The sequence below is a fragment of the Propioniciclava sp. MC1595 genome (genome assembly GCF_017569205.1).
Lineage (GTDB): Bacteria > Actinomycetota > Actinomycetes > Propionibacteriales > Propionibacteriaceae > Propioniciclava.
The window spans coordinates 2,849,783-2,864,761 of the sequence record NZ_CP071870.1; the positions used below are offsets into that span (position 1 = coordinate 2,849,783).

At 68.3% G+C, this 14,979-nt stretch carries 12 protein-coding genes; 2 read left to right on the top strand and 10 right to left on the bottom strand.

Features of this window, described 5'->3' with window-relative positions; translation table 11 throughout:
- The first annotated feature begins 76 nt into the window (after positions 1-76).
- Entirely contained in the window at positions 77-739 is a 663-nt protein-coding gene (locus J4N02_RS13775) for a TetR/AcrR family transcriptional regulator (protein WP_188333620.1), read from the top strand.
- Here the strand turns inward: J4N02_RS13775 and J4N02_RS13780 are convergent.
- From J4N02_RS13780 to J4N02_RS13805, 6 genes are read right to left on the bottom strand one after another with little or no spacing between them, the layout of a single operon-like run.
- Complete coding sequence (locus J4N02_RS13780; RefSeq protein WP_188333621.1) at positions 684-3,839, bottom strand: type I restriction endonuclease subunit R; 3,156 nt, start codon at positions 3,837-3,839, stop codon at positions 684-686. The two genes, J4N02_RS13775 and J4N02_RS13780, sit on opposite strands and share 56 nt — an antisense overlap.
- On the bottom strand, positions 3,836-4,858 hold the full coding sequence (locus tag J4N02_RS13785) for a YhcG family protein (RefSeq protein ID WP_208090985.1): 1,023 nt from the start codon (positions 4,856-4,858) through the stop codon (positions 3,836-3,838). The genes J4N02_RS13780 and J4N02_RS13785 overlap by 4 nt, the downstream gene beginning before the upstream one ends.
- A gap of 52 nt (positions 4,859-4,910) precedes the next feature.
- The gene (locus J4N02_RS13790; protein WP_188333623.1) at positions 4,911-5,297 is read right to left on the bottom strand and encodes a winged helix-turn-helix domain-containing protein; all 387 of its coding nucleotides are present in this window, start codon (positions 5,295-5,297) and stop codon (positions 4,911-4,913) included.
- Positions 5,298-5,337: 40 nt separating this feature from the next.
- Entirely contained in the window at positions 5,338-6,525 is a 1,188-nt protein-coding gene (locus tag J4N02_RS13795) for a restriction endonuclease subunit S (protein WP_223202424.1), read from the bottom strand.
- The gene (locus tag J4N02_RS13800; RefSeq protein ID WP_188333625.1) at positions 6,522-8,147 is read right to left on the bottom strand and encodes a class I SAM-dependent DNA methyltransferase; all 1,626 of its coding nucleotides are present in this window, start codon (positions 8,145-8,147) and stop codon (positions 6,522-6,524) included. Before J4N02_RS13800 ends, J4N02_RS13795 begins: the two co-directional genes overlap by 4 nt.
- The gene (locus J4N02_RS13805; protein ID WP_188333626.1) at positions 8,144-10,183 is read right to left on the bottom strand and encodes a hypothetical protein; all 2,040 of its coding nucleotides are present in this window, start codon (positions 10,181-10,183) and stop codon (positions 8,144-8,146) included. Before J4N02_RS13805 ends, J4N02_RS13800 begins: the two co-directional genes overlap by 4 nt.
- 167 nt (positions 10,184-10,350) lie before the next feature.
- Between J4N02_RS13805 and J4N02_RS13810 the strand changes: the two genes are divergently transcribed.
- A complete protein-coding gene (locus J4N02_RS13810; RefSeq protein WP_188333627.1) occupies positions 10,351-11,721 on the top strand; it encodes a Fis family transcriptional regulator in 1,371 nt (456 codons plus the stop codon).
- Between the two features lie 27 nt (positions 11,722-11,748).
- On the opposite strand, the gene J4N02_RS13815 is transcribed toward J4N02_RS13810, so the two are convergent.
- The 4 genes from J4N02_RS13815 to J4N02_RS16965 form a co-directional block, all read right to left on the bottom strand.
- Positions 11,749-12,120, bottom strand: coding sequence for a PIN domain-containing protein (locus J4N02_RS13815; protein ID WP_188333628.1), 372 nt, complete (start codon positions 12,118-12,120; stop codon positions 11,749-11,751).
- Positions 12,117-12,353, bottom strand: coding sequence for an AbrB/MazE/SpoVT family DNA-binding domain-containing protein (locus tag J4N02_RS13820; RefSeq protein ID WP_188333629.1), 237 nt, complete (start codon positions 12,351-12,353; stop codon positions 12,117-12,119). The genes J4N02_RS13815 and J4N02_RS13820 overlap by 4 nt, the downstream gene beginning before the upstream one ends.
- Positions 12,354-12,485: 132 nt before the next feature.
- Positions 12,486-12,740, bottom strand: coding sequence for a helix-turn-helix transcriptional regulator (locus tag J4N02_RS13825; RefSeq protein WP_188333630.1), 255 nt, complete (start codon positions 12,738-12,740; stop codon positions 12,486-12,488).
- Positions 12,740-14,914, bottom strand: coding sequence for an ATP-dependent DNA ligase (locus J4N02_RS16965; RefSeq protein WP_243760813.1), 2,175 nt, complete (start codon positions 14,912-14,914; stop codon positions 12,740-12,742). The genes J4N02_RS13825 and J4N02_RS16965 overlap by 1 nt, the downstream gene beginning before the upstream one ends.
- Positions 14,915-14,979 lie beyond the last annotated feature (65 nt).

Here is a 14,979-nt window from a genome sequence, read left to right on the forward strand (position 1 = left end):
TGACAAGTTGAAACATAGGTGCCGGCAACTGGGAACCCGGCACACCTACCACCACGGCGACCTCCCCGACGCGGTCATGGGCGCTGCCCTGGAGGAGATGGAGCGTGGGGACCGGTTCGCCGTCAACTTCAACCGCATCGCGCGCGAGCTCGGTGTCAGCCACAGTGCCATCTACCGGCACTTCCCCAACAAGCAGGCGTTGATCGACGCCCTGGCCCGTCGCGGGTTCGAGCAACTGGGCTCCGACCTCGGTGCAGCGCTCGCCGAGCTCGAGGGCAGCGGGGCCGGCGCCCGCATCCGGGCGCTGGCCCGCACGTTCGTCGCCTACGCGGTCTCGGAACCCATGATGTTGCGCCTCATGTTCTCGGGGGTGGCCACTGACCGGGATCGGGATCCGGACCTGCGGCAGGCAGCCCTCGCCACGATCGGGATGCTGCATCGGGAGGTCAAGCAGGCCGCGGCCGAGGGCTGGGTGCCACCCCACGAGGTCGGCGACGTGACCCGATTCTTCTGGGCCAGCATGTATGGCATCGCCACGCTCAAGATCGAGGGCCAGTTCGAGGGGATGCTGCCCGACGAGGCCGCCTTCGACCGTTTCGTCGAACGTTCAGCCGACTGGCTCGCCCTGGGCGTCGGTCACCCGCCCGACGACGAGCTCCCCGAGGAATGGCCCCCGTTGCCCGTCAGCGGGCAGCAAAGCGGGGCGCCAACAACTCCATCTGTTCAAGGACCAGCTTGACCGCACCTGGTTGCTTGTCGGGCGGATAGTTGTGCTTCACCAGCAGTCGCTTGATGGACGAACGCAGCTTTGCTCGCACGTCGTCGCGCACCGTCCAGTCGGTCTTGACGTCACGCTGCATGATGGCGACGAGGTCGCGAGCGATCTGGCCGAGCACATCGTCGCCCATCACCTCCACGGCCGAGCGGTTCTCGGCTACCGCGTCGTACAGCGCCAACTCATCGGTTCCCAGCGGCGGCGTGAACCGCTCGCCACGCCTAGCCTCTGCGGCAACTTCCTGGGCCAGCTCGATGAGCGCTTCGATCACCTGGGCAGCCGTGAGCTGCGAGTTCGCATACCGCGCCATGAGTTCGGCGACGCGTTCGCTGAACGCGCGATGGCGCACGATGTTCCCCCCCGTGACCCGGGAGGCCTCCGACAGAACCGCATTGCGCAGGGCTTCCAGTGCGAGTTGGGCGTTGCTGGCCGTCCGTGCCGCGGCGAGCACCTCGGGAGTGAGGGCGTCCAGTTCGGGTTTGGGCAATCCTGCCGCCTCATACAGGTCGAGCACCTCACCTGAACTCGTGCTCCGCGCAATCAGGTCACCAAGCAGCCGGGCGATCTCCTCCGGCACGGGACGTCCGCTCGCCCGCCGCTCCTCGGCGTCGAACTTGGCCATGTAGACGCGCACCTCTTCGTAGAACCGCACGGTTCCCCGAAGCGGGGCCAGCGCCTCATCGCCCGACGCCAGCGCCCACGCGCGCTGCAGTTGGCTGGCCTTGCGCCGATAGGTGGACGCCGTGGGCTCAGCCTCGTCGTCGCCCGGCCGCTGTTCGCGTAGCCAGTTCACCAGGCCTAGTGCCACCTTGACGTACTTGACCCCCTTCGACAGCCTCTGCTGCCAGCCGAAGGGCGCCGTGAGCTGGTCAAGTTCACCGGCGAGCTGCTGAACCAGCGCCACCGCCTCCTCGTGGGGGCGTCCCATCGGTCGGCCCTCCTGGTCGGCCTTGGAATAGACGGCCAGGGCGGCTTGCAGGTTCTCGACCAGCGGGGCATACCCGACCAGCAGGCCGGCGTCCTTGCCGCGGAACGTGCGGTTCACCCGCGCGAGCGTCTGCATGAGCTGGGCACCCTGCTGGGGCCGGTCGAGGTACAGGGTGTGGAGGGGCGGGCTGTCGTAGCCGGTGAGCATCATGTCCTTGACGATGACGAGTTGCAGCTCGTCATCGGGGTTGCGCAGCCGTTCCTTGATGGTGGAGTTCTGGCTCTCCGTGCGGACGTGGTCACTCACCGGCGGTTGGTCGGACGCCGACCCCGAGTAGACCACCTTGATGACGCCGGCCTCGATGGAATCCGAGTGCCACTCCGGGCGGCGTTGGACGAGCGCCGCGTAGAGGCGGGCGCAGATCTCGCGGGTCGCGCAGACGATCAGCGCCTTGCCGGGCACCTCGATCTGGGGGAGCATCGCGGTCGACCGGGCGTCCCAGTGCTCGAGGATGTCGTCGGCCAGCGTGGCGATGCGGGCGGGCGCGCCGTAGATGGCGTTGATCTTGGCGACACTGCGTTCGAGTTGGGCGCGCTCCACGTCGTCCAAGCCCTCGGTGATGCGGTCAGCGGCGTCGTCGAAGTCGTCCTGGGTGACCCCGTCGGCGAGCGCGACCTGCACGAGCCGGGGCTCGAACACCACGGGCACCGTCGCGCCGTCGGCGACGGCGCGGGAGAGGTCGTAGACGTCGATGTCGGGGCCGAACACGTTTCGGGTGTCGCGTTCGGGCAGGGAGATCGGCGTGCCGGTGAAGGCGATCAGGGTGGCATGCGGCAGGGCGTCGCGCAGGTGCCGTGCGTAGCCGTCGAGGTCGTCGTAGTGGCTGCGGTGCGCCTCATCAACGACGACGATGATGTTCCGCCGGTCCGACAACAGGGGATGGGACGCCCCGGTGTCGCGCTCGGTCTGGGTGAGCCCGAACTTCTGCAGGGTGGTGAACAGGATGCCGCCGGTGCGGCGTCCGGTCAGTTCGGCGCGGAGTTGTGTTCGGGTCTTGACGGCGAGGGGGCTCTCGGCGAGCAGCCCCGAGCGCTCGAAGGCTCCGAAGAGTTGCCCGTCGAGTTCCTTGCGGTCGGTGATGACGACCACGGTCGGGTTTTCCAGCAGCGGGTGGCGTTGGACGAGGTGGGTGTAGAACTCCATCTCCAACGACTTGCCCGCTCCCTGCGTGTGCCAGACAACGCCGGCTTTCCCGTCCGTGCGGTAGGCGATGATGGTCGCTGCGATGGCCCGGGCGACGGCGAAGTACTGGTGAGGTTTGGCCACGAGCTTGGCGATGCCGCCGTCGGTGACGGAGAACGACACGTAGTTGCGGGCGAGCTGACCGAATCGGTCGGTCTGCAACAGCCCGGCGCAGAGTGCTTCGAGTTGCGACAGGGCCTCGCCGTCGACACCTTCAGCGTCGGGCGGGTAGGGCGTGCCGTCATCGTCGACGTACCACGGGGCGTAGTGGTTGAGCGGCGTGAACGGCGTCCCGTAGCGCGCGAGGATACCGTCGCTGATCACGGTCAGGACACAGAACCGGAACGCCAACGGGAACTCGCGCAGGTATGTCTGCAGTTGGGCGTGGGCGGCCGCGAGGTGCGCCTGTTCTGAGCCAGCCCGCTTCAGTTCGACGATGGCGACCGGCAGCCCGTTGCAGTAGAGCACGAGGTCGAACCGCCGCAGGCCCTCAGGGCGGCGGATCGTCACCTGGTTGGCGACCAGGTAGTCGTTGTCGGCCGGTTCGGCGCTGATGACACGCAGCGTGGGACTCTGCTCGACACCATCGTCGTCCACGTAGTCGAGGCGATAGCCAGCGGTCAGCCACGCGTGGGCGCGCATGTTCTCGGTGATGGCATCGGCCGAGGTGGGAGTGAGTATCTCCTCGCGTGCCTGCACCAACTGTTCATTCGGGACTCCGGGGTTGAGTTTGCGCAGGGCGTCTAGCAGGCGTCCGGGGATGGCGAGGTCCTCCCAGGTCTCACGTTCGCCCGATCCGGGCGCGATGGCCTCGCCGGTGACGGGGACCCACCAGTCGCCGATCCATTCAAGGGCATCAGCTTCGTGCATGGCTTCGGTGCCGTCGCGGGTCATGGCCCCTCCTTGGGGTCTGAAAGTTCGGCTTCGAGCTCTTCGATGCTGGGCAGGGACGCCGCCAGCTCGGCCGGCAGGTCGGTGGTGAGCTCGGACGCCCACTCGGCCACACCCATCGGGTGGGTGTGGCCGCGCAGCGCGTACTCGGCGACGACGCTGTTCTTGCTGCGGCACAGAACGAGCCCGATGGTGGGGCCATCTCCGTCGGCTGCCAGCAGTTCGTCGGCAGCCGCGAGGTACATGTTGAGCTGGCCGAGATCACGGGGGTCGAACGGCGTGGCCTTGAGCTCGATGATGACGAAGCACCGCAGGCGGACGTGGTAGAAGACGAGGTCGCACACGAACTCGTCACCGCCGAGCACGAGCCTGACCTGCCGCCCGTAGAGGGCGAAGCCCTGCCCAAGTTCGAGCAGGAAGTCGGTGACGTGGTCGAGCAACGCTCGTTCCAGATCTCGTTCGAGCTTGGTTTCCGTGACGGACAGGAAGTCGAACAGGTAGGGGTCCTTCGTGAGCTGCTGGGCGAGTTCGCCGTGCGGGCCGGGGACGGTCTGATCGAAGTTCGTGATGGCCTTGCCCGCACGCTCGTGGAGGCGGGTCTCGATCTGGTGGATCAGGACGCGTCCGCTCCAGCCCTCGTGGGCGGCCTGGGCCGCATACCAGAGGCGCTGATGCTTGTTGGGTACGCGATCAAGCAGGGCGAGTTGGTGGTACCACGGCAGTTGTGCAAGCGGCGCTTGCACAACCTCCTCGTTCGACCAGGCGTCCGCGAACGCCCGCATGTACTTGAGGTTGCGGGGCGAGAAACCCTTCGCATCCGGAAAGGCCTCCCGGAGGTCGGCCGAGAGCCGCTCGATGACCTTGGTGCCGTAGCCCTCACGGTCTTGTCGGGCGAGGATCTCACGGCCGATGTGCCAGTAGCTGAGGACGAGTTCGCTGTTGACGGCCGCCAAAGCCCGCTGTCGCCCGGAGACGACGCGGTCGCGCACGGACGCCAAGAGGTCGCCGTACCACTCGGGCATGGTCCCGCGTTGCGGAGTGGCAGGGAAGCCAACGTGCCCATCGGAGCTGGCGTCAGCGTTCTTCATCGTCACCCCCGACCCAGCGATAGTGGAACCCTCGGCCAATGCGGCTGTGCGAGGACGGAGTCAGGAGGCCATCGGATTCGAGTTCCTTCAGGATGGTCCCGACGTTCGAGGGGCTCGCCTCGACCAAAGCGCCCAACTCTGTTGTGCTGATCCTGCCGCGCGCCCGGGCGTACCGCAGCGCGATGGCAGAACGAGTCGGAACGGGTCGCTCTCGACGATGGTCGGCATAGGCCTCGGTCAGGTGGCGCGCCGCCGCCCCGGTCACCTTGTAGTCGACGTGCTCGCGCTCGGCCAAGCGACGACCGCCTTGGAGCGCCTCGATGTGGCGAGCGACCTCCTGAGCGACGGGATCTGGCCCGAAACCTATGGTCATGCCCCTTCCTCACCCCTCTGGCATAAGTTTCCAGCGCACCTCACAGCGCCTCCTCGACCGCATGCTCGGCGTCCTTGACGGTGAGCCGTCCAGACATCAACTCTGGGAGCAGCGTGTCCCGCAGTGTGGCCAGCGATCGAGACTCGTGCATCGCGGCCCGGGCTCGCTCGTGCAGTGGCCGGGCGATCGCTCCGAACTGGCGCATCACGTCCTCCGGCGCCCAGCGAACTGGCATCGTCTTGAATCGGCCGCGGCTCAGCTCAAGGAATGTGGCCCCATTCGCGACCGCCAGGTAATCGGACACGCGCGATTGCATCTCGTGAAACAACCACATGTCGAGCTGCGAGTCCTTGGGGCGGACGACGATGAAGCCTTGATTCACGGCGGTCGGGCCTCCCGCGAGGGCGAAGGCACCGATGGTCGCCCGCGACGTCATGAGAATCGATCCAGCGGGGTGAAGCTCCGAGGCACACGCAGCCAAACCTGCACTCGTAAGATGGCGGGATGTGTCTTCCAGATAGGGCGCCTGCAAGGCCGTGACATCGGTCGGGGTCGCCCAACGGATTTCGCCGCCCCAGTAGTCATCGGTCTTCGTGCTCGGCGTCCCACCGCCGAAGACGTCCGCCACGTTCCCATAGGTCGGCCCCTCACCAGCTGCCTGCACTGACTGGCTGAAATACTCGGCCGCGAGGTCGTTCAGGGTCCGGGAAAGGTCGCTGTTCGCGTCGATCTTGTCGTCCAGCGCGCCGAGAACCTCGGCGATCGCCCGCTGGTCACCCAGACGTGGGAACGGCAAGCGGATCTTAGACATGTCTGACACGTTGAGGCTGGAGAAGACGGCACCCACATTGAGCAGCCGAGCCACTTCTGAGTGCCACGCGGGACTCCTCGTAACCCACCTCAGGTACCCCGGGTGAACGGCTCTCCCGTCTGACCGCAGGATTACCAAGTTCTGCCCGATAGCGCACGGGCGATCATCCAGTAGCGCCGCCGTGTCCCCGACGCGTCCTCGCCGCGTCACGATCACATCACCTCTCTGGGGCCGCGTTCGTCGAGTCCACTCGACAAGGTCTTCATCGCTGATGCGTCTCGTCGTCCCCCAGGTGACTCGACCGTCCTGGATGTCTGGGATCGCGATGTACGGGTGCCCGCTGAGTTGGGCTAGCGGAGTTCGGTGATCACAATCCAGCACGCGCACACCCACATCGGCCAAAGCGGCACTCCTCATCGCACCCGCCCCAACTGTTCCCGGACGACCTGCGCGAGTCGCTCTGACTCGTCGAGCTGAGCCAGCAAGTCAGCGGTCAACGACGCGATCCTGGCGGCCATCTCGGCCGGGTCCACCTCGACTTCAGCGGCGCCCACATAGCGGCCGGGCGTGAGGGCGTACCCGGCGTCCTTGATCTCGGCCAGGGTTGCCGAGCGGCAGAACCCGGGCACGTCGGCGTACTCCGTCCCCTTCTCCTGAGCCGACACTCTCCCCCGCCAGGCGTGGTACGTGTCGGCGATCTTCGCGATGTCCTCGTCAGTGAATGCTCTGTTCGCACGGTCGACCATGTGGCCCAGTTCGCGGGCGTCGATGAACAGCACCTCGCCGCGGCGGTCGACGTTCCCCTGCTTGCCGGCCGATTTGTCCATGGCGAAGAACCACAGGCACACCGGAATTCCCGTCGATCGGAACAACTGCGTCGGCAGGGCCACCATGCAGCTCACGAGGTCGGCGTCCACGATCTCAGCGCGGATTGCCCCCTCGCCGCCCGAGTTCGACGACATCGACCCGTTGGCCAGCACGACCCCGGCCGAGCCTCCCGGCGCGAGGTGCGAGAGGATGTGCTGCAGCCACGCGTAGTTGGCGTTGTTCGCAGGCGGGACGCCGTAGCGCCAGCGGCCGTCCCGCTCGTTGCGCGCCCAGTCCTTGATGTTGAACGGCGGGTTCGCTAGCACGAAGTCAGCCTTCAGCCCGGCGTGCAGGTCGCGCGCGAACGTGTCGCCCCACACGGGCCCCAGGTCGGCTCCGATGCCGTGAATCGCCAGGTTCATCTTCGCCATCCGCCAGGTGCGCTCGTTGAGCTCCTGTCCGTACACGTGGACGTCTTGGGGGTGGCGTCCGTGCGCCTCGACGAACTTCTCGGTCTGCACGAACATGCCGCCCGACCCACAGCAGGGGTCGTACACCCTGCCCGACAAGGGCTCCAGCACCTCGACCAGCACCCGCACCACCGAGGCGGGGGTGTAGAACTCGCCGCCGCGCTTGCCCTCGGCCGCCGCGAACTTCTCCAGGAAGTACTCGTACACCTCGCCCAGCAGGTCGCGCGCCTTCGTGGCGCCCTGACCGGTGAAGCGCGCGTTGTTGAACAGGTCGATCAGTTCACCAAGGCGGCGTTGATCCACGCTGCTGGAGTTGAAGATGCGTGGCAGCGTCGCTTTGAGCGCTGGGTTTGCGTCCATGACCAGATCCATTGCGTGGTTGACCCGCACCCCGATGTCACCGGCCTTGGCGTTGCGCGCCAAGGACGCCCAGTGCGCGTCAGACGGGATCCAGAAAACCCCAGCAGAGGTGTACTCGTCGATGTCGCCCACCAAGGCCTCGATCTGCTCCTCGTTGTACCCCTGCCCGCCGAGCTCGGCAGCGATCAGCTCCCGGCGCTCGTCAAAGGCGTCCGAGACGTACTTGAGGAAGACCAGGCCGAGAATGACGTCCTTGTACTGCGAGGCGTCCATGGAGCCGCGCAGCTTGTCGGCCGCCTTCCACAACGTGTCCTTCAACTCCTTGGCCGACGTGGGTGTCTGCGGCTCGGCAGCCTTCTTCGGACGCCCCCGGCGCGGCAGGGCGTTGGGCAACAGGGTCATGCGGATTTCCTCTCCACGGTCACAGAACACAGGCCAGCCCCCAGCGCGCTGGCCAGGGTCGACATCAAGTCATGGGTGGCGCCCAAGGCATCCTCGAGCAGGCGCTGCCGCTCGGCCAGGGCAGCCGCAGCCTCGGAGGCCTCTCGGATCGCGCCGGGTGGCAACAGGGTGATGGGCCACCGGCGCCAGTCGTGGGACTGGCCGGACGCGAGGGCCAACTCAGCAGCCATCAAGGCGGGCACCAGACGCTGCGGCTTGGGCTCGTCGGCCCTACCCTCGGCATGAGCTCGGACCTGCGCCTCGGTCGGTATGTGGCACCGCAACACCCGCGAGGGGGCCGCGACCACGAGACCGCCGCGGTCGTCGAGCAGAACGATGGGGGTGCCTCGAGTCGCGAAGATGAGGTCACCGGGTTCAGTGACTCGTAAGTGCTCATGCGCACCGAGGGCCCTGAAGGTGAGGCCGGCCAAGTGGTCCCGCGAACGCAGCTCACGCGGATCCCGCAGGACACCCACATCCGGTGTCGGAACCAGATCGCTGTCACTGAGCGAGGCACCCCGGATCAGGGTCACGTGCCCCAATACCACCGCCTCACCGAGGGTGATCCGCTGCACCAGGCCCGGCGACTCGTTGGGGACCACGGTCAGCGCCCACCCATTGCTCACAGGGCGCGACACAGCCGGGACCAGGTCGTCCAGTAGCCGGGGCAGGCCGCGGGTCGCCTTCATGCGGGCGTCCAGATGGGGGGACACCAGGTCGCCGTCGGCCATCACCAACTCGGCCTGACGCACGAAGCGGCCAGGGGCGGCGTGGCCGCGCCGCTCTGGACGCCCGACCAAGGCCGCTGCGATGTCGTCAACCAGCGCGGACGGGTTCTGGGTGAAAGGTGCCGAAACATCCGCGCAGTAGGTCTCGGCGGGGTCGTGGGCAGGGCCCAGCACCCATATGGCCGTGCGCAGCGCCGGATTGGTCGGCAGCAACCCTGCCGGCAGCCGCACGATGGCTCGCGTGAACCCCGACTGCAGGGCCTGACGCCTCTCCTCACCCGCCGGCGTCAGCGGGACGCCCGACGCAGGGGGCCGCCCGCGGCGCACGACCCGCAGCGGGCCGGTCAGGGCCGACGCCGCACCCACGACGACGGCCCGCATACTGGCCGAGCACTGCAGGGTCAGTTCGTTGAGCCACACCAGGTCTGCCTCGCGATCGTCGTCATCGAGGCGGACGACCAAGACTGCCTCGTTCGGCAGACCCGTCCCGTCGCCGGCTTCGAGCGTCGACACCCGGACGCCGTGGGTGGCCAGCCAGCGCCGCGCCAAGCGCGCCTCCCTGTCGGACGCCTCCCCGAACAAGGCCACTGTGGCGTGGGGGCGCTCTTCCAGCCAATCGGGCAGGTTGGCGAGCAGCACGAGATCGCGGGCGCGCGGCAGGCACAGGACCGGCGCTTCGAAGCCAGCCTCATCGGCAGCGCTCATGGCCACGTCGAGAACGAGGTCGGCGAACGCAGCGGCCACCGGGCCCGACCCCGGAGCATCCGGCGTGCGGCGCGATCTCAACAGGGCGTCGAACGGCTCAGCGGCGTCCATCGCGCCCCGCACGAGCAAGGATGCATAGGCCGACAACCGTCCAAGGTCATCGCCCAGCGCCTCGACCTCGCGGCGCAGGAACTCATCGTCCGGGTCCCTCTCGTCGGCCAGGTCAAGGAGGTCATCGGGGTCACCCGGGAGCGGACCCGTGAGCGCCTCGAGACACAGCAGGGCCGACAAGCCGTGGAAGAGTCCGGCGTCCGTCAGCACTCGACGACCCGAGAACTGGAAGGCCACGGCGTCCTCGGCGGCGCGGGGGTTGCGGCCGAGGCCGGTGCGGGTCAGCCACGCCACCACGTCGGCGCAGGAGAAGAACTCTTGGCCACCCTCGCGGCCCACCGGCTCGGGGAAGGGATCACGTTGCGCGCGCCGCATGCGCCAGTTGGTCACGACCGGGCGCCCGACCTGCGCCAGCAACGCCACATCGGCCAGCGACACCAAGTCCTCAACCATGGATTCCTCCTTCCCTTGGTCAAGATCATGCTCCCTCGACGCGCGGTTGTCGATCGCATACAGCTTCTAACTATGCAAACACCGGTTTTCATCTTTTACAGTTGCCCTGCCGCCCACCGGGCGTGACAGTGGTGTTGGCCGAACAACCACGAGAAAGGACAAGTGCCATGACCAGCATCACCCGCCCCCGAGCCCGCTTCGAGGCGACCGGGCCCAGCCTCCAGATCGAGGCGCTCACCATCACGGACGACGCCGTGCTGCGCGAGTGCCGGCACTGGGCGACGGGCGAACGCGGCCCCGCCGCGGACGCCGACGCCCTGGCCGGTGCCGACCTCACCAGCTTCGTGATGCAGGCGATGACCATCGGCGCGACCGCACTCACGACCGCCGGCACCACCCAAACGTCCTACTCGGTCGAGAACCTCATTGCGGACGCCGAGAAGCGCTCCACCGCTGCCTCGGAACTCGCCACGCAGCAGACCGCGAAGGCCGTGGAGACGGCGTCCAAGACGCTCACCCAGGCGACCGCCGACACGGCCAAGCAGGTGGCCGAGTCACTGGAGAAGGTTACTGCGGAGGTCACCCGCGAGATCGGTCGTCTGGTCGGGGGCGAGGACCCTGAGCTGATGCGCCGTCTTCAGCCCCTGCTCGACACGACCATGCAGACGATGAAGGAGGCCACGCTGAAGGACACCGCCGGCCTGCTCGACAAGGTCGCCCGCCAGTTCAACCCGGCCGACCCCGCGTCTCCGATGGCTGTTCAGATGCGGACCCTCACCGAGGCCCAGGAGAAGCAGGCCGAGGTCTTCACCGCGGAGCAGAAGGCACTCATGGGCAAGGTCGACGAGCTCACGGCCGCCATCAGGATCAAGCAGGCCCACGACCATGTGGTGGCATCGACCGCCCTCAAGGGCGTCACCTACGAGGAGAGCACCCACGCCGCCTTGTCCTCTCTGGCCGCGGGTCTGGGCGACGAGTACCACGAGACGGGCACCATCACCGGCCTCAAGACCCGCAGCAAGAAGGGCGACGGCGTCCTGTCGCTGCAGGGCGGGGACACCAGGGTCGTCATCGAGATGACCGACTCGGCACGCCCTCGTTGGACCGACTATCTTCGGGAGGCCGAGGAGAACCGCGGAGCGCTCGCCTCGCTCGGGCTCGCAAAGTCCACCGATCAGTTGGGGGGCCAGACCCTGCTCGTTCTCGGGCCGCGTCGGCTGGTCCTCGCCTACGACCCCGAGTCTGACGACACGCAACTGCTGCGCTGCGCACTCCTGCTGTTGCGTCAGGCAGCCGAAGCGGCGGCGAGTCGCGTCGACTCCGGGGAGATCGCCACAGCCGACGAAGCGTTGGCCGAGGCCCTGACCAAGCTCGAGCAGCTCGATCGGATCCGCAAGAACGCGGGTCTCATTCGTCGGGGGGCGGATGCGATCGAGACCGATGCCACCACGTTGCAGACCGAACTCCTTCGGCTGCTGAGCAAGGCGCGGAGCGTTCTCGCGGGAGTGCCCCTGGACGCCGGCGCCCCCGCAGCCTGAGACCGCTGGCCGCCACGCGCCCGGCTTTCAGCGGATCACCCGGGCGCGCGGGTGGGCCGCCCATGCTTGGTCTGCGGTCAGTGCGTCTGCGTCCAGCCGATCGGCCAAGGCGAGGCACAACCGGTCGGCCAAACTCAGCGAGGGGTGGTCGAGCCACAGGTGGGCCGCCCGCTCGGCGTCCTCTCGGCCCACGTCGACCACGCTCAGGCGCAACAGGGTGACCGCCGCGGCGACGTCGTCGAGGGCCACCCCGCGCGCAACAGCCTTCTGGACGACTTCACTCCAGTTGACCGCGGAGCACGTCAAGGGCTCCCCCGCAGCGGTCGCTGCCTCGACCACGTCGGCGCCGAGCTCGTCCCCCAGCCAGGCCAACACGGCCGACGCGTCGACGACGGTCACGGAAGGGCTGCCTCACGTCGCCGGTCAGCGAGCAGTTCCTCGACAACCCCGGTGCCGCGCAGGGCACGACGAACGCGACCGAGGGCCTCACTGGGCGACTGCGCCGTCAGCTTGCCATCGACGACCGTGACGGTGATGTAGTCCCCCTGCTGCAGGCCCAACTCCTCGCGGAGCTCAACGGGCAGCACGACCCGACCTCGGTCGCCCACCCGCAACACGTGCGTGGTACCCATGTCGAAATCGTACCACCAAGACGCCGCGAGATCCCCAATGGTCGAGCTCGTCGGGGAGCACTCGTCAGCGACGCCAGAGAGGTTGTGCAACAAGTGCTTGCACAACCTTCGCGCTCGTAGCGGCAGGTTCGCTCAACCGTTGCGAGCATCGGGCGGAACGTCACCCGGGCGCGTGAAGTCGTCGACCGGGCGACCCACCCACGCCGCCAGGGCGACCACGCCGTCCGCCTCGAAACGGCCGTGCTCGCGCATCCGACGGATCGTGCCGGCGGCGACCCCGCTCTCGTCGGCGACGTCCGCCCAAGACAGTCCGCGTTCGAGGCGGGCCCGGTCCAGCGCCGCGTGGAGCGCCGGCGGGTCGAAACGTCGCGCGGGCGACCGTCGCATCACCGCGTCCCCAGGACGTCGGCCAGGTCGTAGCTGACCGGCTCGTCGAGTTGGGCGTAGGTGCACGAGGCGGGATCGCGGTCGGGGCGCCAACGCACGAACTGGGCGGTGTGCCGGAACCGGTTCCCCTCCATGTGGTCGTAGCGCACCTCCACCACGCGCTCGGGGCGCAGGGGCGTGAACGAGAGGTCCTTCTTGGCGTTCCAGCGCGAGTGGGCCGCGGCGGTCGGCGTCCGGGGGAAGGACTGGTCGCGGTTGTCCGGGGTGTCGGCCTCGGGCTCGGCCCACGCCCACGGGTGGCCCTCCCAGTCGGAGACGAGCTCCTGCAGCTCGGCGAACAGCTCGCGGCGGCGCTCCATGGTGAACGCGCCGATGACGCCGACCGAGTTGAGCGTGCCGTCGTCGGTGTACAGGCCGAGCAGGAGCGAGCCGATGGCGTCCGTCTCGTCGCGGTAGAGGCGGTAGCCGGCCACGACGCAGTCCGCGGTGCGCTCGTGCTTGATCTTCCACATGACGCGCTTGTCCTCGGCGTAGGGGGCGTCCAGCGGCTTGGCGATGACGCCGTCCAGGCCCGCCCCCTCGAACTGCTCGAACCACTGCTTGGCGAGCTCACGGTCGCCGGTGGCGCGAGTGAGGTAGATCGGCGGCTTCGCCTTCGCGAGGGCCTTCTCCAGCCCCTTGCGCCGCTCGGCGAACGGCTTCTCGGCCCAGTTCTCCTCGCCCCAGGCGAGCAGGTCGAACCCGACGAAGCTGGCCGGCATGGCCTCCGACAGCTTCTTGATCCGGGACGCCGCGGGGTGGATCCGCTGCTGCAGCAGGTCGAAGTTCAGCCGATCGCCGGAGTCGGGGTCGATGAGGATGATCTCGCCGTCGATCACGCACGGGTCGGGGAAGTTCTCCTTCACCGCCTCGACGAGCTCGGGGAAGTAGCGGGTCATCGGGCGGCTGTTGCGCGAGCCCAGCTCCACCATGTCGCCCGAGCGCCAGATGATCGTGCGGAAGCCGTCCCACTTGGGCTCGAACAGCACGTCCGCCTTGGGGAACTCCTTCACCGACTTGGCCAGCATCGGCCCGAACGGCGGCACGATGGGCGTCCCCCACTCGGCGTCGCGCTCGGCCTTGGGCGCGAGGTAGTCCTCCTCGGGCCGGTCGGCCTTGCGCTTGCTGGGCGGCACGCGCGGCGGCTCGCCGGGCATCTTCGGGTAGTCGGGCGGGAAGTTCAGCTCGCCCAGGCCCCGCTCGAGGTCGGCCGCCCACAACGCCAGCGCGCCGGCGAGGTCGCCGGGCTCGGCGTCCATGGACGCCCACGGGCACGGCCGGTCGGCGAGCAGTTTCGGGACCCTCCACACGGTGAGGTCGCGCGGGTCGGCGTCCGGAAGCTCGTCCCACGTCAGCGGGGTGGAGACGGGCGCGCCCGGCAGCGGACGCGGCGAGTACGCCCCGGCGATGGTGCGGTCGCGGTTGGCCTGGTTGAAGTCGACGAAGACGCGCTCGCCGCGCTCCTCCTTCCACCAGCTGGTGGTGACGAGGTCGGGCATCCGGCGCTCGAGCTCGCGGGCGACGCCGATCACGCCGTGGCGGACGTCCTGGAACTCGTGCGTCGGGGCGATGCGGGCGTAGACGTGGACGCCGCGGTTGCCGCTGGTCTTCGCATACGCGGTGAGGCCGACCTCGGCCATCACCTCGCGCAGCGCCAGGGCAGCGGTGACGGCGTCGGTGAAGTCGCGGCCGGGCTGGGGGTCGAGGTCGATGCGGAACTCGTCGGGGTTGTCGAGGTTCGCCGTGCGCACCGGCCACGGGTGGAAGGTGATCGTCGCCATCTGGGCGGCCCAGGCCAGGGCGGCCGGCTCGTCGAAGGTCAGCTGGTCATGGCGGCGCCGACTCGGGTAGGTGCACGTCACCCGGTTGAGCCACTTCGGCGCGCCGGCCGGCGGCCGCTTGGCGAAGAACTCCTCCCCCTCGATGCCGTCGGGGAACCGCTGCAGCGTCATCGGCCGGTCGCCGTTGATGCGCAGGAAGGGCTCGGACACCGCGAGGAGGTAGTCGGCCAGGTCGCGCTTGGTGATCGGCTTGCCGCGACCGTGCTTCGGCCACAGCACCTTGTCGGCACTGGACAGCTTCACCTCGCGGACGCCGTCGGGACCGTCGATGGACAGGATCTCTGCTTCGGCCACGGCTGAGCCTAACCCGGGCGTCAACGACAACCAGCTGAACCACGGGGCGTCCATTGTTTGTCGAG

Coding starts and splice junctions, on each gene's coding strand:
- J4N02_RS13800 (WP_188333625.1), bottom strand. CDS start 8,147: ATGACCCTGTTGCCCAACGCCCTGCCGCGCCGGGGGCGTCCGAAGAAG.
- J4N02_RS13790 (WP_188333623.1), bottom strand. CDS start 5,297: ATGACCATAGGTTTCGGGCCAGATCCCGTCGCTCAGGAGGTCGCTCGC.
- J4N02_RS13805 (WP_188333626.1), bottom strand. CDS start 10,183: ATGGTTGAGGACTTGGTGTCGCTGGCCGATGTGGCGTTGCTGGCGCAG.
- J4N02_RS13780 (WP_188333621.1), bottom strand. CDS start 3,839: ATGACCCGCGACGGCACCGAAGCCATGCACGAAGCTGATGCCCTTGAA.
- J4N02_RS13820 (WP_188333629.1), bottom strand. CDS start 12,353: ATGGGTACCACGCACGTGTTGCGGGTGGGCGACCGAGGTCGGGTCGTG.
- J4N02_RS13810 (WP_188333627.1), top strand. CDS start 10,351: ATGACCAGCATCACCCGCCCCCGAGCCCGCTTCGAGGCGACCGGGCCC.
- J4N02_RS13775 (WP_188333620.1), top strand. CDS start 77: ATGGGCGCTGCCCTGGAGGAGATGGAGCGTGGGGACCGGTTCGCCGTC.
- J4N02_RS13795 (WP_223202424.1), bottom strand. CDS start 6,525: ATGAGGAGTGCCGCTTTGGCCGATGTGGGTGTGCGCGTGCTGGATTGT.
- J4N02_RS13825 (WP_188333630.1), bottom strand. CDS start 12,740: ATGCGACGGTCGCCCGCGCGACGTTTCGACCCGCCGGCGCTCCACGCG.
- J4N02_RS13785 (WP_208090985.1), bottom strand. CDS start 4,858: ATGCCCGAGTGGTACGGCGACCTCTTGGCGTCCGTGCGCGACCGCGTC.